Origin of the sequence: Paractinoplanes lichenicola (assembly GCF_016785085.1) — a bacterium.
GTDB lineage: Bacteria > Actinomycetota > Actinomycetes > Mycobacteriales > Micromonosporaceae > Actinoplanes > Actinoplanes lichenicola.
This window is the reverse complement of the sequence record NZ_JAENHO010000003.1, coordinates 527,451-546,589: the sequence shown is the minus strand read 5'-3', so window position 1 is coordinate 546,589 and position 19,139 is coordinate 527,451. Positions and strand designations below refer to the sequence as shown.

Annotated in this window: 16 protein-coding genes; 6 read left to right on the top strand and 10 right to left on the bottom strand. The window is 72.1% G+C overall.

Annotated elements, in window-relative coordinates:
- Positions 1 to 26 precede the first annotated feature (26 nt).
- From JKJ07_RS11640 to JKJ07_RS11625, 4 genes are all read right to left on the bottom strand, one after another.
- Positions 27 to 920 carry a phytanoyl-CoA dioxygenase family protein gene (locus tag JKJ07_RS11640; RefSeq protein WP_202991465.1) on the bottom strand — a complete coding sequence of 298 codons (894 nt, stop codon included), beginning with the start codon at positions 918 to 920 and terminating at the stop codon, positions 27 to 29.
- 102 nt (positions 921 to 1,022) lie between these two features.
- Positions 1,023 to 1,994: an NAD(+) diphosphatase gene (gene nudC, locus JKJ07_RS11635; protein WP_202991464.1), complete on the bottom strand. Its 972-nt coding sequence runs from the start codon at positions 1,992 to 1,994 to the stop codon at positions 1,023 to 1,025.
- The gene (locus tag JKJ07_RS11630) at positions 1,991 to 3,310 is read right to left on the bottom strand and encodes a M16 family metallopeptidase (protein WP_202991463.1); all 1,320 of its coding nucleotides are present in this window, start codon (positions 3,308 to 3,310) and stop codon (positions 1,991 to 1,993) included. The genes nudC and JKJ07_RS11630 overlap by 4 nt, the downstream gene beginning before the upstream one ends.
- Positions 3,307 to 4,620, bottom strand: coding sequence for a M16 family metallopeptidase (locus JKJ07_RS11625; protein ID WP_202991462.1), 1,314 nt, complete (start codon positions 4,618 to 4,620; stop codon positions 3,307 to 3,309). Before JKJ07_RS11625 ends, JKJ07_RS11630 begins: the two co-directional genes overlap by 4 nt.
- Before the next feature lie 169 nt (positions 4,621 to 4,789).
- Between JKJ07_RS11625 and JKJ07_RS11620 the strand changes: the two genes are divergently transcribed.
- From JKJ07_RS11620 to JKJ07_RS11605, 4 genes are all read left to right on the top strand, one after another.
- Entirely contained in the window at positions 4,790 to 5,200 is a 411-nt protein-coding gene (locus JKJ07_RS11620) for an RrF2 family transcriptional regulator (protein ID WP_184955084.1), read from the top strand.
- Positions 5,201 to 5,273: 73 nt separating this feature from the next.
- Entirely contained in the window at positions 5,274 to 6,344 is a 1,071-nt protein-coding gene (locus JKJ07_RS11615; protein WP_202991461.1) for an ABC transporter substrate-binding protein, read from the top strand.
- 12 nt (positions 6,345 to 6,356) lie between these two features.
- Complete coding sequence (locus JKJ07_RS11610) at positions 6,357 to 7,121, top strand: ABC transporter ATP-binding protein (RefSeq protein ID WP_202991460.1); 765 nt, start codon at positions 6,357 to 6,359, stop codon at positions 7,119 to 7,121.
- Complete coding sequence (locus JKJ07_RS11605; protein WP_202991459.1) at positions 7,111 to 8,046, top strand: ABC transporter permease; 936 nt, start codon at positions 7,111 to 7,113, stop codon at positions 8,044 to 8,046. The genes JKJ07_RS11610 and JKJ07_RS11605 overlap by 11 nt, the downstream gene beginning before the upstream one ends.
- On the opposite strand, the gene JKJ07_RS11600 is transcribed toward JKJ07_RS11605, so the two are convergent.
- Together JKJ07_RS11600 and JKJ07_RS11595 are read right to left on the bottom strand one after the other, a co-directional pair.
- Positions 8,043 to 8,924, bottom strand: coding sequence for a hypothetical protein (locus JKJ07_RS11600; protein ID WP_202991458.1), 882 nt, complete (start codon positions 8,922 to 8,924; stop codon positions 8,043 to 8,045). The two genes, JKJ07_RS11605 and JKJ07_RS11600, sit on opposite strands and share 4 nt — an antisense overlap.
- Positions 8,925 to 8,965: 41 nt before the next feature.
- A complete protein-coding gene (locus JKJ07_RS11595; protein ID WP_202991457.1) occupies positions 8,966 to 9,157 on the bottom strand; it encodes a hypothetical protein in 192 nt (63 codons plus the stop codon).
- A 119-nt stretch (positions 9,158 to 9,276) separates the two neighbouring features.
- Between JKJ07_RS11595 and JKJ07_RS11590 the strand changes: the two genes are divergently transcribed.
- On the top strand, positions 9,277 to 9,990 hold the full coding sequence (locus JKJ07_RS11590; RefSeq protein WP_202991456.1) for a lysophospholipid acyltransferase family protein: 714 nt from the start codon (positions 9,277 to 9,279) through the stop codon (positions 9,988 to 9,990).
- 62 nt (positions 9,991 to 10,052) lie between these two features.
- Here JKJ07_RS11590 and cspE read toward each other — a convergent pair whose 3' ends face one another.
- Positions 10,053 to 10,256, bottom strand: a complete 204-nt coding sequence (cspE, locus tag JKJ07_RS11585; RefSeq protein ID WP_015625344.1) for a transcription antiterminator/RNA stability regulator CspE — start codon at positions 10,254 to 10,256, stop codon at positions 10,053 to 10,055.
- A gap of 222 nt (positions 10,257 to 10,478) precedes the next feature.
- Here cspE and JKJ07_RS11580 point away from each other — a divergent pair, with 222 nt between their 5' ends.
- A complete protein-coding gene (locus tag JKJ07_RS11580; protein ID WP_202991455.1) occupies positions 10,479 to 10,889 on the top strand; it encodes a pilus assembly protein CpaE in 411 nt (136 codons plus the stop codon).
- On the opposite strand, the gene JKJ07_RS11575 is transcribed toward JKJ07_RS11580, so the two are convergent.
- The 3 genes from JKJ07_RS11575 to JKJ07_RS11565 are packed head-to-tail and all read right to left on the bottom strand — an operon-like array spanning position 10,886 to position 19,028.
- A complete protein-coding gene (locus JKJ07_RS11575) occupies positions 10,886 to 14,260 on the bottom strand; it encodes an ATP-dependent helicase (protein ID WP_202991454.1) in 3,375 nt (1,124 codons plus the stop codon). The genes JKJ07_RS11580 and JKJ07_RS11575 overlap by 4 nt on opposite strands.
- Complete coding sequence (locus JKJ07_RS11570) at positions 14,257 to 17,976, bottom strand: ATP-dependent helicase (protein WP_438871387.1); 3,720 nt, start codon at positions 17,974 to 17,976, stop codon at positions 14,257 to 14,259. Before JKJ07_RS11570 ends, JKJ07_RS11575 begins: the two co-directional genes overlap by 4 nt.
- Positions 17,977 to 18,005: 29 nt before the next feature.
- Complete coding sequence (locus JKJ07_RS11565; protein ID WP_202991453.1) at positions 18,006 to 19,028, bottom strand: LacI family DNA-binding transcriptional regulator; 1,023 nt, start codon at positions 19,026 to 19,028, stop codon at positions 18,006 to 18,008.
- Positions 19,029 to 19,139: the final 111 nt, after the last annotated feature.

Here is a 19,139-nt window from a genome sequence, read left to right as displayed (position 1 = left end):
TCATTAGGTTATCCGGGAAACGCGTGTTACGGGATCAGAGCCGGGATGCTCGAGTCGAGCAGGCCCCGCTCCTTGAGCGCGCCGTAGAGCGGCGTGGTCTCGGGGTAGTGACCCCAGGCGTGGTCGCCCGTGCCGTCGCCCTGCGGGCAGTGGCCCAGCAGCTGCTTCTGCACGTCGTTGAAGCCGGCCCACTCCGGGGTGTTCGGCAGGTCGGCGACCTCGTCGCGACCGGCGATCCACCGGTAGGTGTAGCCGAAGAAGGCGCCGACGCGGGTGACCTCCGAGTAGTTGTCGGAGCGCGCGTGCCACAGGCGGCGGTCGAAGACGACCAGGTCACCGGGGTTCGCGGTGATCTGCAGCGCGCCCTCGGGCTGCGGCCACGGGGTGCCGCGGTTGGGCGGGCCGGGCAGCCAGTTGGTCTTGTGGCTGCCGGGCAGCACGGTGAAGTTGCCGCGGCCGGTCTCGCTCACGTCGGACAGCCAGTAGGCCAGCTTGACCGAGAGCGTCGGGCGCGGGTCGGTCTCGATCTCACGGTTCTGCCGGCCGCCGTCCTGGTGCCAGTGCCACCAGTCCTTCTGCTTCTCGTGGATCTGCGGGTGCACGTCGATGTGCGAGTGGTAGACGTGCACGTTCCAGCCCAGCAGCGACCAGATGTAGCGGAATGCCACCGGGTGGTCGAGCAGGAAGGCCAGCTCGGGCAGCGACGTCACCGCGGAGAGCTGGTGCAGCGCGCCGGTCGAGCCGAGCCCATGACCACCGGGCTGCCCGGCCCGCTCGAAGGCGCCGAGGACGGCGGTGCGCGCGACCTCGATCTCGCTCTCGGACAGAACCCCGGGCACGACGAGGAACCCGTCCCGGTCGAACTGGGCCCGCTCGTCCGCGGTCATCGGGGCCCAAGCGGGTGCTTGCACCTGCGTCATCGATCTTCCACCTCTCGGTCTTTGTATACCGAGACGCGGCTGGGCCCCGTTCTGGTTACTCGCTCAGGCGAAAACTTCTCTGATTAGATCAAGTTGATTCCGTTACCCGGCCAAACCGCCCAACCAGCGCTCAATGAGATAGAACGCGATGGAAGAGGGCATCGGCAGGCTCATCGGGACACCGCTGGCCGGATCGTGATATTCCCCGGCGATCATCTTGGCCACCGCCTCGCGGGTGAACCAGTGCGCCTCGTCGATCTCGGCCGGGTCGAGCGTGATCGGCTGCGCGGGGTCGGCCGTGGCGTGGAAGCCCAGCATCAGCGAGCCCGGGAAGGGCCAGGACTGGCTGCCCGCATACGTCAGCGAGGTGAGCGTGAGCCCGACCTCCTCGTCGACCTCACGGGCCACGCTGGCCTCGGCCGACTCGCCGGGCTCGACGTAACCGGCCAGGCACGAGAAGCGCACCCCGCCGTCGGCCGCGCGGCCCCAGGCGGCGTTGTGGCCGAGCAGGCAGCGGCCCTCGGGACCGGCCACGGCGTCGTGCACGAGCACGATCATGGCCGGGTCGGTGCGCGGCCACATCGTGTTGCCCTCGGTGTCCTCGCGGGCCCAGCCGGCCTCGACGGCCGTGGTGGGCAGGCCCGTACGGGGGGAGAACTTGTGGCTCGCGTGCCAGTTGCCCAGGGCCACGGCCGCCGTGAACACGCCCGCGTCCCGATCGTCGAGCAGGTGACCGACGTCCCGCAGCGTGACCGCCCGGGCGCCGGCCACCTCGGGCAGCGGCGCGTCGACCGTCCACAGCGGCGTGCCGTCCGGGTCGACGCCGAGGAACCAGCGCTCGGCCGCGGGCGCCTCGGCCGCGGGCAGCAGCACCAGCCCCTCGTCGGCCAGCAGGGCCCGGCCGCCCTTGGTCAGGTCGATGACGAGGACCAGGCCGCGGTCCCACGCCGCGGCCAGCCACTCCTCGTCGGTGCGGTGCTCGGCGGCCCGGTCGAGGGTGCTGCGGGCCAGCGGCGGGGCGTCGACCTGAGCGCCGGGCTGCTCGCGGACGTCGGGCTCCTCGGGCGCACTCACTCGGCGCTTCGTTCCACCGCGGTGAGCGCGGACAGCGGCCCCTGCACCTTCTCGGCGTCGCCCAGCACCACGGTGACCGCGTTGGTCGGCGCGAGGAAGCGGGCGGCCGCGTCGGCCACCTGCTCGCGGGTCGCGGTGGCCAGCGCGGCCGAGTATTGCCGGAGGTGGTCGAGGCGCAGCCCGAAGCTGGCGTACATGCTGGCCAGACCGGCCAGGCCGGCCTGGGTCGACATGCCCAGCCGCAGCGTGCCCAGGGCGTAGCGGCGGGCCTGCTCGAGCTCGTCCTCGGCGGGCGGGAGGCTGGCGATGCGGCCCAGCTCGTAGTGGGTCTCGAGCAGCGACGGGCCGGTGACCTCGGTGGCGACCTCGGCCGAGACCATCAGGGCCGAGCCGGCCAGATAGTGCTCGATCGAGGTGTGCGGGCCGTACGTGTAGCCCTTGTCCTCGCGCATGTTCTCGACCCAGCGGGACGAGAAGTAGCCGCCGAAGACCAGGTTGGCCAGCTGGAGGGCGGCGTAGCCGGGGTCGGTGCGGTCGACCGCGGGCAGCGCCATCCGCAGCGACGACTGCACCGCGCCGGGCCGGTCGACCAGCAGCAGCGGGCCGGGCACGAGCGGCGGCGTGGGCGGCGCCTCGGCCGTCTTGGCCGGGCCGGTCCAGCTGCCGAGCGCCTTCTCGGCGGCGTCGATCGCCTTCTCCGGGTTGATGTCACCCACCAGCACCAGCACCGCGCCCTCGGGGCGGACCCGCTCGGCGTGCAGGGTGCGCAGCGCGGCCGGGCGCACCGCGCGCACCTGGTCGGGCTCGGGCGTCTGCACCGCGTACGGGTGCTTGCCGAACATCCGCTTGAGCAACGCCGTACGGGCGAGGTGGGCCGGCTGGGACAGCGCGACCTGGATGTGGTCGACGAGGCGGTCGCGCTCGGTCGCCACCTCCTCGTTCGGATAGGCCGGGTCGGTCAGCACCGCGGCCAGGATCTCGAGCATGCGGTCGAGGCCGGAGGCCAGCGAGTTGCCCGACACGATCAGCCGGTCGGGGTCGAGCCCGGCCGAGAGGCCACCGCCGACCGTCTGCAGCTCGGCCGCGATGTCGACGCTGGACATCGCGCCCGTGCCGGTGAACAGCGCCTGCGAGAGCAGGGTGGCCCGGGGCAGGTGGGCCTTGCCGAACGGCACCCGCAGCCGCAGCTCGACCAGCGGCACGGCGGCGCGCCGGATGGCGATCACGGTGAGGCCGCCGGCCAGGGTGCGCTCGGCCTCCTTGGGCAGCTTGAGCTTCGCGTCCGGAATCAGGTCGGGCAGGGTCTTGATGCTCATGCGACAGCTCCGGCTCCGGGGAGGACCTCGACGGTGGCGCGCCGCTCGGGGCGCAGGGTGGCGGCCGCGGCGACGATCTGCGCCCCGGTGACCTCGCCGACCAGCTTGGGCAGCTCGTTGAGCAGCTCGGGACGGCCGCGCTGGAGCTCGAGCACGGCCATCGGCAGCGCCCGGCCGAGCACGGAGTCGGTGTCGCGCAGCAGGTGGGTCGCGATGCGAGCCTGCACCCGCTCGAGCTCGCCGGGCTGCAGCCCGTCGGCGGCCAGGCGCTCCAGCTCCTCGTCGACCGTGCGCAGCACCTTCTCGCCGTCGCCGCCGGGCGGCATGTGCGCCTGCAGCAGCAGCGCGGTGGGGTTGCGGACCTGGAACTCGTCGCCCATGAAGCCGATGTAGCCGCCGATGCTGGTCACCGTGCGGTCGCGCTGCACCAGCCGCTCGACCAGCCGGGACGCGTCGCCGTCGGTGAGCACCTCGGCCAGCACCACGTACGGCAGGTAGTTGTCGAAGTCGCCGATCGGGTCGGGCACCCGCCACGCGCTGGCCACGCCGGGCAGCGGGGCGAGCCGGTCGGTGTAGACGTCGCGCTGCTCGCTGGTCAGGTCGGGCTCGTCGAAGCTGGGCAGCGACGGCGCCGGGCGGGCCGGGACGTCGCCGAAGTGGCGGTGGATCATCTCGGTCGCCTTGACCACGTCGAAGTCGCCCGCCACGGCCAGGGTCGCGTTGCCGCAGGCGTAATAGCGGTCGAAGAAGGCCTGCGCGTCGGCGACGGTGGCGCTGTCGAGGTCGCCGAACGAGCCGTACCCGTCGTGGGCGTTGGGGAACGTCGAGAACATCACCGGGGGCAGGCGCAGCCAGGGGAACCCGCCGTACGGCCGGTTCAGCACGTTGACCCGGATCTCCTCCTTGACCACGTCGATCTGGTTGAGCAGATTCTCCTCGGTCAGCCGGGGGCCGCGCATGCGGTCGGCCTCGAGGAACAGCGCCCGCTCGAGGGCGCCGGAGGGCAGCACCTCGAAGTAGTCGGTGTAGTCGAGGTGGGTCGAGCCGTTGAAGGTGCCGCCGGCGCCCTGCACGTGGCGGAAGTGGGCCAGCTTCTCCAGGTTTTCCGAGCCCTGGAACATCAGGTGCTCGAAGAGGTGAGCGAAGCCGGTGCGCCCCTCGGGCTCGGACCGGATGCCCACGTCGTAGACGACCGCGACCCCGACGACCGGGGCGCTGCGGTCAGGCGTGAGCACCACCCGCAATCCGTTGGCCAGGGTGAATCGCTCCACCGGGTACTTCGTCGCGGGGATCTTGATTCTGCGCGCCACAAAATGACATTAGCGCCTTCCGAGGTCATCGTCGCCACTGCAGGTCACCACATGGACACCGGGTGAGATTCCCCGATGGCGGACCGGCCTTGACTCCAATCTCCACCTAGACCATCATTCCCATCAACTAGATAGGCGAACGCGGGTTTTGGCGGGGACTGGGGGCAACGTGTACGTCTCGGCACGCACGGACTACGCCGTGAGGGCGATGCTCTCGGTCACGGTGGAACATCCCCGCCTGGTCAAGGCGGCGACCCTGGCCGCCGCCCAGGACATCCCGCTCAGCTTCTTGCAGGGCATCCTGCTCGACCTGCGCCGCGCCGGGCTGCTGCACAGCCACCGCGGCGTCGACGGCGGATACGCGCTCGCCCGCCCCGCCGAGGAGATCACCGTCGGCGACGTCGTGCGAGCCGTCGGGGGCGCGCTCGCCACCGTCCGCGGGCTGCCCACCACCCATGCGACCTATCACGGGGCCGCCTTCGGGCTGCACGACGTGTGGGTCGCGGTCGAGGAGGCCATCGAGGGCGTCGTCGACCACAAAACCCTGGCTGAACTCTCCACCATCAAGGAGTCCGCATGAGTGAGCTTGCGAGCGAATCATTAGGCACAGTGCCCGGCTCAGGCCTCTGCCGTAGCGAAGCGGAGGCGGGGGCATGAGCTCCCGCACCTTCCGTGCGCTTGCTGTTGCCGCCACCGCCCTGCTGTCCGCATCGTTGCTGGCCGCCTGCGGTGGCGACGACGAGGGTTCCTCGTCGGGCGACGGCGGCAGCGCCGAGGCCGCTTCCCTCCGGCTCGGCTACTTCCCCAACATCACCCACTCTCCCGCGCTGGTCGGCGTGAACAAGAAGTTCTTCGAGACCGCGCTGGGCAGCACCAAGCTCGAGACCAAGACGTTCAACGCCGGCCCGGCCGCGATCGAGGCGCTGTTCTCGGGCGCGATCGACGCCACGTACATCGGCCCCAACCCGGCCATCAACGGCTGGGCGCAGTCCAAGGGCACCGGCCTGAAGATCATCGCGGGCAGCACCTCGGGCGGCGCCGGCTTGGTGGTCAAGGAGGGCATCAACACCCCAGCCGACCTCAAGGGCAAGAAGATCGCCACCCCGCAGCTGGGCAACACGCAGGACGTCGCGCTGCGCGCCTGGCTCAAGGAGAACGGCCTCAACGCCGACCAGCAGGGCGGCGGCGACGTCTCGGTGCTGCCGCAGGACAACGCGACCGCGCTGCAGGCCTTCGCCCAGGGCGCGATCGACGGCGCGTGGGTGCCCGAGCCCAACTACAGCCGGCTGATCCTGGAGTCCAAGGGCAAGGTGCTCGTGGACGAGAAGGACCTCTGGCCGAGCGGCCTGTTCGTGACGACCCACCTGATCGTCACGCAGGAGTTCCTCAAGAAATACCCCGGCACGGTCAAGAAGCTGCTGCAGGGGCACCTCGAGTCGCTCGACTACATCGAGAAGAACGACGCCGACGCCCAGAAGGCCGCCAACGCCCAGCTCGAGGCGCTCAGTGGCAAGCCGCTCAAGGACGAGGTGCTGGCCGCCTCGTTCAAGAACCTGACCTTCACCGCCGACCCGGTCGCCTCGTCGCTGTTCACCAGCGCGAAGCACGCCGAGGACGTCGGTCTGCTCAAGCCCGTCGACCTCAAGGGCATCTACGACCTCGGGCCGCTCAACGAGCTGCTCAAGGCCGCGGGCAAGCCCGAGGTCAGCGACGCGGCGGCCTGAGAGGTCTGAACGATGAGCCTCCTGGAACGACAGGACGTCAGAACGGGTCCGCTCGTACGCCTGGAGAGCGTCTCCAAGAGCTACGGCGACCTGCTGGCCCTCGACCGGGTCTCGCTGGCCGTGCAGAGGGGCGAGTTCGTCTGCCTGCTCGGCGCGTCCGGCTGCGGCAAGAGCACCCTGCTCTCGCTGGTGGCCGGGCTCGATCAGATCTCCGGCGGCACGCTCGACATCGGCGGTCGCAAGGTGTCGCTGATGTTCCAGGAGGCCGCGCTCTTCCCGTGGCTCTCGGTCCGGGGCAACGTCGAGCTGCCGCTGCGGCTGCAGGGCGTGTCCCGGCCCGAGCGCCGCAAACGGGCCGAGGAACTGCTCGGCATCGTGCGGCTGAGCGGCTTCAGCGACAAGCGGCCGCACGAGCTCTCCGGCGGCATGCGCCAGCGTGTCGCCCTGGCCCGCGCGCTGGCCCAGAACGCCGACATCCTACTGATGGACGAGCCGTTCGGCGCGCTCGACGCGATGACCCGCGACATCCTGCACGACGAGCTGGAGCGGATCTGGCGCGAGCAGTCGCTGACCGTCCTGTTCGTCACGCACAACGTGCGCGAGGCCGTCCGGCTGGGTGACCGGGTGATCCTGCTCAGCAGCCGGCCGGGCCGGGTGATCGAGGACTACGCGATCACCCACGAGCGGCCCCGGCGCATCGACTCCCCCGAGGTGTCCGCCCAGGCCGGTGAGATCACCGATCGTCTCCGTGCGGAGGTCGCCCGCCATGCCCAGTAAATTTCCGTCCGCACGGGCCGGGCTCGAGGGCACCAGCGGCGACAGCACGGCCCCGGTCGTCGAGAAGGTCGGCGTCAGCCCCGAGGCGGCCGAGGTCGCCGGTCTCGACGCGCTCGAACTGCAGCCCCAGCGGGACAAGGGGCAGCGCGGCAAGCGGATCTGGAAGAACACTTGGCCCAAGCTGGCCGCGATCGCGATCGTGCTGCTGGTCTGGCAGATCGTGGTCTGGGCCGAGTGGAAGCCGATCTACGTGCTGCCCTCGCCCGAGACGGTCTTCACCGACCTGGGCAGCGTGATCACCACGGCGGACTTCTGGGACGGCGTACGGGTGACGATGACCCGCGCGTTCACCGGCTTCCTGCTGGCCGTGGTCATCGGCACGATCATCGGCGCCCTGGTGTCGCAGTTCGCCCCGCTGCGGGCGGCCATCGGCTCGCTGATCACCGGGCTGCAGACCATGCCCTCGATCATGTGGTTCCCGCTGGCCATCCTGCTCTTCCAGCTCAGCGAGAGCGCGATCCTGTTCGTGGTGATCCTGGGTGCGGCCCCGTCGGTCGCCAACGGCCTGATCAGCGGCATCGACTACGTGCCGCGGACGTGGCTGCGGGTCGGGCAGGTGCTCGGCATGCGGGGCGTCGCGAAATACCGGCACCTGATCCTGCCGGCGTCGCTGCCCTCATTCATCTCGGGCCTCAAGCAGGGCTGGGCGTTCTCGTGGCGCAGCCTGATGGCCGGCGAGCTGCTGGTCATCGTGCCGGGGGCGCTGTCCATCGGCGTACGGATGCAGCAGGCCCGGGATCTGAGCGACTCGAGCCTGGTGATCTGCTACATCATCGTCGTGCTGATCATCGGCATCCTGATCGACGTGCTGTTCAACGCGGCCGACAACGCCCTGCGCCGCCGCTGGGGTTTGTTGAGCAACTAGACCGGGCGCACCGACTTGAGGACGTCGTCGATCACGTAGTCGTACTGCTTGTGGGTGCCGGGGATCGAGACGTACAGGATCGCCGCGGTCGTCTTGCCGACGTCGATGACCGCCACCGCGGAGAGCTCCTCGGTGGCGGTCAGGCCGGGCGACGAGAAGTGCAGCCGGAACTCGCTGACATAGGCCGGCCGGCCGCCCACCGTCGTGAGCTCGTCGCGGATCGGGTCCATGGTGTTGGGCTGCGGGTAATACTCGGCGCGGACGTCCGCCGCGACCTGCCGGCCGACGCATTCGAGGTTGAGCGTCACGGCGTCGTTGTCGGCCGCGGGAATCGCCCCCGACAGGATCGAGGCGTGGTAGCTGCCACCGCTGTACTGCTCGGTGACGAAATGCTGACCCACCTTGTACGGCACTTCGAGGGTCCCCGCGCGCCAGGTGTCGGTCCACGGTTCCCAGGGGGCGCCATAGGCCTTGTACGAGATGCCGGCCTCGGTGTCGGTGGTGCGCGCGCCGGTCTCGGGCGGCAGCGCGCTCGGCGTCTGGGTCGGCGCGGCGCTCGGCGAGCCGGTCGGCGCCGGGCAGGCCTGGGCGAGCGGCGGACGGACGTCGGTCGGGGCCTCGGCCTTGGAGCGGAACGGGTCGCCGCCGCCCGAGAAGGCCACGATCAGCACCACGGTCAACCCGACGGCCAGGATCGCGCCCGCGACCACCCCGAAGATCCGCATCTGCCGCCGGCGCCGGTTCTCCGGGTCGTCGGGCTGCTCGGGATCGGCCTCCGGCGGGGGCGGTGGCTGCCGCGGCGGGGCCCCCGGAGCGGTCGTGACCAGGCCGGAGCCGAACCGATCACCCGGCCGGCTCCAGGCGGAAGTCTCGGACATGGATTCCAGTGAACACCACGATCCTGAGGATCTTGTCACGGCTAGGGGGTGGTGTTGCCTTCCGTAGCGCCGAAGACGGCGGTCACTTGCTGCCAGAAGGTCGGGCTGACGTCGGGGTAACCGGTGGCCGGCGGATACCACGGGGCGAACGCGACCACGAGAACCAGCGCGAGACCGGCGACGGCCAGCGCGAGCACGAAGCCGAACTCCCGGCGGGCGGATGGTCCGCGCATGCCGGTACCTCCAAGGTCACGTCCGAGGAAAACAGCCGATAATGCTTAAGACGCACGATCGGCGCCGGACGTTGCACCTGACCCAGGATAAGTTCAGGGACTTCCGCTACCGTCTTGCCATGGAACTCGTGTATCCGCCGGTCGTCGCCTTCGCCAAGACGATGTTCCGGGTGCTCGACCTCAAGATCGAGATCGAGGGCGCGGAGAACATTCCGCGCGAGGGCGGGGCGGTGCTCGCGAGCAACCACGTGAGCTATCTCGACTTCATCTTCTGCGGCCTGGGGGCCCAGCCGGCCAAGCGGCTCGTCCGTTTCATGGCGAAGAAGTCCGTCTTCGACCACAAGATCAGTGGACCGCTGATGCGCGGCATGCGGCACATCCCGGTCGACCGTGACGCCGGCGCCGCCTCGTTCCGGGCGGCCAACGAGGCGCTGCGCGAGGGCGAGATCGTCGGCGTCTTCCCCGAGGCCACGATCAGCGAGTCGTTCACGGTCAAGGAGCTCAAGTCGGGCGCGGTGCGGCTGGCCCGCTCGGCCAAGGTGCCGCTGATCCCGATGGCCGTCTGGGGCCCGCATCGGCTGTGGACCAAGAATCACAAGAAAGAGCTGACCAAGCGGCACGTGCCGGTGCTCATCAAGATCGGCCAGGCGCTCGAGATGCCCAAGGGCACGTCGCCCGACGCGCTCACCGCGGCCCTCAAGGAGCGCCTGAGCGGCCTGCTCGACGCGGCCCAGCGGGCCTATCCCGAGAAGCCGTCGGGCCCCGACGACCGCTGGTGGCTGCCCGCCCACCTGGGCGGCACGGCCCCGCTGCCGCAGGCCGCCGCCGTCTGACGTTTTCTCAGCGCATGAAAAAGGCGCCGCACCCCGAGGGGTACGGCGCCTTTCTCGCTACATCAGAGCGGGCGGATGTTCGCGGCCTGCGGGCCCTTCTGGCCCTGGGTCACCTCGAACTCGACACGCTGGTTCTCGTCCAGGCTGCGGTAGCCGGAGGTCTGGATCGCGGAGAAGTGGGCGAAGACGTCGGCGCCGCCGTCGTCCGGGGTGATGAACCCGAAGCCCTTGTCCGCGTTGAACCACTTCACAACGCCGGTAACCATGATCGTCTCCTCGACGGTCGATCGTTCTCGCCCATTATGGACGGGAACGAGGTAATAAGACCCGCACTTCGCGAGTCTCGTGCTGCCGTACTGATCGCCCGTACCGGAAGACCCGGGTTACGACAAAGAGCGCCTGGGGCAGACTTCCCCACAGGCGCTCCTGAGTACTTGGGAACCAAACTGACAACGCGGAGAGCCTAACACGTTCAAGGAGGTCTGCCGGTGATCGGCGTACAACTGGCACAGCAGCTCAGGGAGGCCGGGTTGACCTGGAAGCCGGCGCTCGGCGACCGCTTCGCCATCCCGGACCACGACCTCGACGACGAGGTGTTCGTGCTGAGCAACATGACTATCGAGGTGCACACGTTGCCGGAGGGCCAGGTGATCGGCTTCAACGGCACCACGGAGTGGGCCCTCGACGACGTCGAGATGGACGAGACGGTCTGGCTGCCCCGGGAGGATCAACTGCGCGAACTGCTCGGCGGCACGTTCCGGGCGCTGCGTCGGGGGCCGGCCGGCTACGAGGTGCTCATCGACCTGCTCGGCGAGGAGCGCACCTTCGCGGCGGAGACGGTCGAGGGGGCGTACGCGGGAGCGCTTCTGCACCTGCTGGCGGCGGCGGGGGCGGCCTAAATCACCCGTTCGGGCAGCCGCTCGACCAGGGCGGCGAGCTGGGCCGCGTCGAGCAGGTCGACCGGGCGGACGGTCACCTGATCCCGTACGTAGTGGAAGCCCGCCCGCACCCGGTTGAGCGGCACCCCGGCCAGGGCGGCCCAGGCGATCCGGTACGCCGCCAGCTGCACCGCGGCGGCGTCGGCGTCCGCGCCCTCGGGTCGCCGGCCGGTCTTCCAGTCGATCACGTCGAACCGGTTGGCCGTGTCGGCGAAGACCGCGTCCATCCGCCCCCGCACCACCACGCCGGCGATCGTGGTCGCGAACGGCACCTCGACCTCGATCGGCGTGCGCTCGGCCCACTCGCCGGCCAGGAACGCCTGCTGCAGCGCGAGCAGCTCGGCGTCGTCGGCCGCGTCGTCGTCGGCGGCGCCCGGCAGCTCGTCGATGTCGATCAGCCGGACCGCGCCGAACCGCTGCTCGAGCCAGGCGTGGAACGCCGTGCCCCGCCGGGCGTGCGGCATCGGCCGGTGCGGCAGCGGGCGACGCAGCGACCGGGCCAGCGCCTGCGGGTCGCGGCGCAGCACCACGAGCTGCGACACCGAGAGGTGCGGGGGCAGGGCCACCTCGATCGGGCCGTCCCGGCGGGACCGCTCGTCCCGCTCGGCCAGCAGCAGGTCGGCCTCGCGGCGCCAGCGGGAGACGTCCGGATCGTTGGGGAGGCCGACGAGCTGGGCGGCCAGCCCGGCCCGCTCGGCCACCTCGGGCTCGGCCTCGGCCAGCTCGGCGAACTCCTCGGCGGCCTCCGGATCTCCGCCGGCCATGATGCGGCGGATCAGGTCGGCCGCGGCCGCCATGGCCGGGCGGCGCAGGCCCAGCGGGTCGGAGGGCCACTGCGCCGAGACGACCGCCTCGGCCGCCGGGTTGGTCGCGCCGGGCGCCGGCTCGGGCGTCCAGACGTCGACCACGCCGGCGCCCTCCGCACAGGCGGCGCGGATCTCGTCGAGGAAGACCGACGGGCCGCGCGGGCGCTTCACCCCGTCGCCCCACCAGTAGCCCGAGGCCAGCAGCAGGCGGCGGGGCCGGGTGACGGCCACGTAGGCGAGCCGGCGCTCCTCCCGCTCGTCGTGCTCCCGCCAGGCCGCGCCGAACGCGGAGACGGCGTTGACCACGCCCTTCTGGTCGACGGCGGCGGAGAGATCGAGCCGCGGAAGGCCGTCGGAGTCGCCGCGCAGCGGGAACGGCAGCACACCGATGCCCATCAGGTATTGATCCGAGTTGCGGACCAGGCCCGGCCAGACGCCCTTGCTCAGCCCGGCCACCGACACGACGTCCCACTCCAGGCCCTTGGCGGCGTGCGCGGTGAGGATCTGCACGGCGCCCTCGACCACGTCGACCTGCCCCGGTTCGAGGCCGCGCTCCTCCTCCTCGGCGGCCGTGAGGAAGGCCAGGAAGCCGGCCAGCGTGCCGCCGTCGGTCTCGGCCGAGTAGCGGGCGGCGGTGTCGGCCAGCGCGTCGAGGTGGCCGCGGGCCAGCCCGGCGTCCCCGGCCGCCCAGCCCCGCACGGCGACCTCGACATCCAGGCCGGCAGTGCGCTCGATGTCGGCCACCAGGTCGGGCAACGGCTGGTCGAGGCGCTGCCGCAGGGCACTCAGTTCCCGGCTGTACGCGTGCAGCCGGCCATAGCCCTCCGCCGAATACTGCTGCGGGGCGCCCAGGTCGGCCATCGCCTCGACCAGGGTGGCGTCGTCGAGCCGGTCGGCCACCACGTCGTCGGGCTCGGCCCCGGTGACCACGGCGGCCCGGGCCGCGGCCAGCCCCCGGGCCCGGCGGTGCAAGGCGACCAGGTCGCGCGGGCCGATCCGCCAGCGGGCGCCGGTGAGCAGGCGCAGCAGCGAGGCGCCGTCGGTCGGGTCGGCCAGCACGCGCATCGTGCAGACGACGTCGCGGACCTCCGGGGTGTCGAGCAGGCCACCCAGGCCGACCACCTCGACGGGCAGCCCGCGGCGGCGCAGCGCCTCCTCGATGGCCGGGATCTGGCTGCGCACCCGCACCAGCACGGCGCTGGTCGGGCGCTTCTCGACCGGGATCTCCTCGGGCAGCGCCTGCGGCAGGCCGGCGATGATCCGCCACGCCGTGAGCATCGAGTCGCCGATCCAGTCCGCCTCCTCGGCGAACGTGGGCAACAGAGCGCAGGCCACCGTACGGCCCCCGACCGCACCCGACACCCGCTCGGCCGCCCGCAGCTCGGTCACCCGGGCGCCGAACGCGCGCAGCGGGGCCGACAGCGTGTTGGCCACCCGCAGGATCTCGGGACGGTTGCGCCAGCTGCGGGTCAGGCCGCCGACCCGGGCCGGCTCGCCGCCGGGCAGCGTGAACTCCTCGGGGAAGCGGTCGAGCGTGCCCGCCGAGGCGCCGCGCCAGCCGTAGATCGACTGGCAGGGGTCGCCGACCGCGGTCACCGGGTGCCCGCCGCCGAACAGCGCGTTGAGCATGGTGACCTGGGCGTGGCTGGTGTCCTGATACTCGTCCAGCAGCACGATCTTGAAACGGCCGCGCTCGATCTCGCCGACCTCGGGATGATCGCGGGCGACCAGCGCCGCGCGGGCCATCTGGTCGCCGAAGTCCATCGCCTCCAGGTCGATCTTGCGCTGGTCGTACAGCCGGACCAGGGGCAGCAGGGTGAGCCGCTGCCGCTGCCGGGCCAGGGTGTCGGCCACGTCCTTGTAGACCTTGCCCGGCAGCTCCTGCACATCGGCGAAGAACCGGCCGGTCCAGGCGGCCAGCTCGTCCGGGGTGACCAGATGCTCGGCCAGCTCGCCGGAGAGCGCGAGCACGTCGTCGGTGACGGTGCTCGGGGCGCGGTTCACGCCGGTCATCTCGCCCGTGTACGACCGGACCAGCGAGTCGACGATCTGCCAGCGGGCCGCCTCGGTGAGCAGCCGCGCCGACGGCTCGAACCCGGCGCGCAGGCCGTGCTCGGTGACGACCCGGGCCGCGTACGAGTGGTAGGTCGAGATGGTGGCCTCGCCCGCGAACGCGTCGTCCCGGCCCAGGCGGCGGATGAGCTGGCCGAGCCGGGTGCGGACGCGGTGGGCCAGCTCGCCGGCGGCCTTGCGGGTGAACGTGAGGCCGAGGATCTCGTCGGGATGGGCGTAGCTGTTCGCGACCAGCCAGACGACCCGGGAGGCCATCGTCTCGGTCTTGCCCGACCCGGCCCCCGCCACCACCAGCAGCGGCTCCACCGGGGCCGAGATGATCTCGGACTGCTCGGTGGTCGGGCGGGGCAGGCGCAGCAGGTGGGCCAGCTCCTCCGGCGTGTATCGCGGGCCGGAGTCGGCACGCCGCCGCGGCTTCGCCGGTTCCTCGGCGAACAAACTGGGTTGGGTCACTTGCCCTCGTCGACTATCTGGCGGCCCTTGCCGGAGATCGGGCAGCTGGTGCGGACCGGGCAGACCCGGCAACGGCTGTTGGCCACGGCCGAGAAGGTGGCCGCGGCCATCGTCTCGGCCGTGCGGCGGACCATCTCGTGCGCCCACTCGGGGTCGGCCGCGTCGGCCAGCGGCAGCTGCATCTGCTCGCGGGCGTCCTTGCCCGGGCCGAGCTGCACGAGGGCGGCGCCCCCGCTCTCGGCGCCGTAATCGGCGAACGCCCCGGCCTCGACGGCGGTCTGATAGCCGGCCAGCTGGGCGTGCTCGGCCACGTCGGCCGCGGCGACCGCGGTGGTCTTGCCGGTCTTGAGGTCGATCACGACCAGGCGGCCGTCCTCGTCGATCTCGAGCCGGTCGACCCGGCCGGTGAGCTGGATCGGCCGCTTCTCGTCCTCGATCCGGACGGTGAACTCGTGCTCGATGGCCAGCAGCCGCCGCGGGTTGACGGCCAGCCAGCGCAGCAGCTTGTCCACCATGGCCTGGGCGCGATCCTGCTCGGGGCCGGCCAGCCAGCGGGCGGCCAGCTCGATCGCCTCGAACCGGGCGCTGACGTATTCGACCAGCTTCTCGCGGTCGGCGTTGGCGTCCTCGGCCAGCATGGCGGCGGCGTGCACGAGGTTGCCCACGCCCTGGGCCGGGCCCGGGGGCGCGGCGCCGCCGTGCCGTTCGAGCAGCCAGCGCAGGCTGCAGCGCAGGGCGCTCTCCATCGAGGAGGGGGTGACCTTGACAGGTTCGCCCTCGTCGACGAGCGGACGGTCGTCGGAGAGCGGGCGCAGGCCCCACCACTCGTCCGGGTGCGCGCCCGGCACCCCGGCCGCCGCGAGCCGGGCGAGCTCCGCGGCGGCGGCGCGCCTGCGGGCGGGCGTCTGGTCACTGCCGACGACCACCGTACGCAGCTCGGCCACCAGGGCGGCCAGCGTCAACGCCCGCGGCGGGCGGCCCACCGGCACGTCGCCGGGCGGCTCGTCGGCCATGGCCTCGAACAGGTCGACCAGCTCCCCGGCGGCCTTGCCGGCACCCTCGACGTCGGGTGCCTGCGGATTGTCCGGATCGGTCTCGCCCGGCCCGACCTGCCGCTCCACATCCGGGGACTGCGGGTTGTCCGGGTCGGTCTCGATCGGTCCGGCCGGTTCCGGGCCCTCCGGGTCCTCGTCCGGCGGCTCGGTGGGGTCGGGGTCGGTATCCCAGAGATTGGGGCCCGGGTCTTCGGGCGGCGGCGGAGGCGGGTTGCCGGGGCCCTCGTCGGGCACGCCGAGCTCGGTCAGGAAGCGGCTGGGCTGCTCCTCGCCCTCGGAGCCGCCGACCCCGGCCGAGGCCACCGCGGTGACGATGAGCTTGTGGCGGGCACGGGTGGTGGCCACGTAGAACAGGCGGCGCTCCTCGTCGAGCAGCGCCGACGTCTGGCCGACCACGGCCGCCTGGCCCGAGGCGACCCGGCCCGCGAGCACGTCGACCAGGCGCTCCGAGCCGAGCAGGCTGCCGCGCAGCCGCAGGTCGGGCCAGATGCCCTCCTGCACGCCGGCCAGCACGACCACGTCCCACTCGAGGCCCTTGGCGGCGTGCGCGGTCAGCAGCCGCACGGCCTCGCCACGGTCGGCGCTGGGCGCGATCGAGTCGGCCGGCAGATCCTGGGCGAGCACGTGATCGAGGAAGACCTCGGTGCGCGCGCCGGGCAGCCGGTCGACGAAGCGGGCGGCCGCGTCGAACAGGACGACCATCGAGTCGAGATCGCGGTCGGCCGCCTCGGCCCGCCACTGCCGGGCGCGGGCGATGTCCGTGTTGTCGGCCGAGGGGCCGGAGCGGGTGCTCATCGCATACCACCGGTCGGCCAGCCCGCTGGCCCGCCAGATCGTCCACAGCACCTGCTCGGCCGTCGAGCCCGGGGCGGCGGCGGCCTCGCGGGCGGTGGCCAGCAGCCGGGCCACCTGCTGCGCGGGCACGGCCCAGCGCCGCTCGACCATGTCGAGCCCGGCCGGATCCCGTACGGCGTCGACCAGCAACTCGCCGGACGGGCGCCGGTCGCCCGCGGCCAGCGCGAGGGCGCGCAGCCCTTGCCGCAGCCGCCGCTCGGCCAGCGGGTCGGCCCCGCCCAGCGACGAGTGCAGCAGCGCGACCGCGGTCTCCTCGGTGAGCGCCTCGGGGTCGAGCGCACACCGCAGGAGCAGCAGGAACGGCGCGACGGCGGGTTGCAGATGCAGCGGCAGATCCTCGGCGTGGGTCACGGTCGGCACGCCCGCGGCGGCCAGCGCCCGCTGCAACGACGGCAGCTGCAACGACGTGCTGCGCAGAATCACGGCCATCTTGGACCACGGAACGCCTTGCAGCAGGTGGGCCTCGCGCAGGGCGTGCGCCACGTAGGCAGCCTCCGCCGTCGCCGCCCGAAATGTCCGCACAACAGCCTCGGCCGGGGTGGAAGGTGAGGTGGGCGCAGCCGGGGTGGAGGGCGACGTGAGGACAGGCGGCGTGGGCGCGGCCGGGGTGGAGGGCGATGCGGACTGGGCGGGGAGGGACCGCGAGGCGGGCTCGGCCAGTGACGCAGGCGGGGCGGGTGGGGGTTCGGGGCCGATCAGGGGGGCCGGTGGGTGCATGGGGCGGTGTTTGATCGGGCCGCGCATGCGACGGGCCACCCGTGAGGTGGCGGAGAGCAGGCTGCTCGGCGCGCGGTAGTTCGTGTGCAGCGTCAGCGTCTCGGCGAGCGCCCCGGACGCCGTGCGGAATTTGGCCGGGAAGGAGGCGACCGCCGCCGGGTCGGCGCCGCGGAAGCCGTACACCGAGGAGTCGGGGTCGCCAAACGCGACCAGCGGCTTGCCACCCCCGGCGACCAGCGACAACAGCTCGATCTGGGCCGGGTCGGTGTCGGCCAGCTCGTCCACATAGACGTAGGCCAGCCGGCGGCGTTCGGATTCGAGCAGCTCGGGAGTGTCGACGAGCAGGCCCGAGGCGGCCCGTACGAGTTCGGCCGGGTCGTAGGCGGCGGAGCCACGCGTCGTCACGTCGCGCAGGGCGAGAACGGCGACGTATTCGCGGAGGAATCGGGCGGCGGCCGGCCAGTCGTCGCGGCCCAGACGCTCGCCGAGGCGGGCCAGCTCGACCGCGTCGATGCCCCGCTCGGCGGCGCGCTGCATGAGGTCGCGCAGCTGCTGGGCGAAGGCGCGGGTGGGCAGGGCCGGGCGCAGCGCCGTGGGCCAGCCGATCGGGTCGGGCTCCTCGGTGTCTCCCGAGACGGCGAGGAGCTCGCGGATGATCAGGTCTTGCTCGGGGCCGGTGAGCAGCCGGGGCGACGGCTCGCCGCGTTCGGCCGCGGCCCGGCGGAGCAGGCCGAACGCGTACGCGTGGAAGGTTCTGACCAGGGGCTCGTGGACGATGCGACCGGGGTCGGCGGCGATCCGGGCCTCGATGCGGTCGCGCAGCGCGGTGGCCCCGCGGCGGCCGAAGGTGAGGACCAGGATGCGTTCCGGGTCGACACCGTCGGCGATGCGCGCGGCCACCGACTCGACGAGCGTGGTCGTCTTGCCCGTGCCGGGGCCGCCCACCACGAGCAGGGGACCGTCGACGTGCGCGGCCGCGTAAGCCTGGAGCGGATCACGCAGCAGCGGCGGGAGCGCTCGCGGTGGACGCCGGACCAGGCGATACGCCGGGCGGCGCACCGCTGCGGACGAGGAAGCCGACGTGGTCACGGCATAAAGGAAACCACGAGGGTCCGACGTTAACGAACAGGCGGTTTCGCCACGGAGGCGCGACGGCGAACCGGCATCGGCAACCGGTGCACCGCCGGGCCGGTCGGCGGGCCCAGCAGCTTCTCGACCGCCTGCCAGCCGAGCTGGTAGTGCGGGAGCGAGATGCTGGTGAGCTGGGGCCGCAGCCAGGCCGCCAGTTCGGAGTCGTCGAACGAGATCACCGACACGTCGTCCGGGATGATCAGGCCCGCCTCGCGCAGGGCCTGATAGGCGCCGAGCGCGATGCGGTCGTTGAGGCAGATCAGCGCCCGCGGCAGCAGCCCCTCGGCCAGGGCGCGGCTCACCGCCTCGTACGCGGAATCGGGCCACCACTCGCACTCGATCGTCCCGGCCAGCCGGGCGCCGGCCGTGTGCAGCCCCTCGCGGATGCCGGCCAGCCGCTCCCGGGCCGCGAAGACGTGCTCGCCGGGGTTGCCGACCAGGTGGATGCCGCCGCTGTGCCCGGCCTCGAGCAGGGTCGTGGCCGCGCTCCAGCCCGCCGCCAGCTCGTCCGGCACGATCTGGTGCTGGGCCGGCTGCGAGCCGCGGGTCAGGCAGTTGAGCAGCACCACCGGGCGGCCCTTGAGCTGCTTGGGCACGCGCACGTAGCGGGTGAACATGCTGGCGTAGACGAACGCGTCGACCTGCCGGTCGAGGAAGTCCGAGATCATCTTTTCCTCGACGACCGGGTCGCCCTCGGTCTCGCCGATGAAGAGCAGGTGGCCGTGCGCGACGGCGGCGGCCAGGCTCCCGTTGATGGCCCGGCCCGCGTACGGGTCGGAGGCCAGGGTGTCGGAGACCAGCGCGACGGTCCTGGTGACCTTGGTGCGCAGGCTCCGCGCCATGAGGTTGGGCCGGTAGTCCAGCTCCTGAGCCGCCCGGAGCACCCGTTGCCGGGCGTCTTCGGAGATCCTCATGTCCAGGTGGCGTCCGGCCAGGACGAAGGAGGCCGTGCTGCGGGACACACCGGCCCGCTGTGCGACCTGTAGCAGGGTCGCCCGTTGCGGGGGCATGTCTCGCAGTGTTCCACGCTCGGAGAACGAGCACCATGCGCACGTTCGCAGGTGCTTGATTGACGCGTGCCGACCTGCCGTGCAGTGTCGGGCTCAACCGATGCAGCAGCC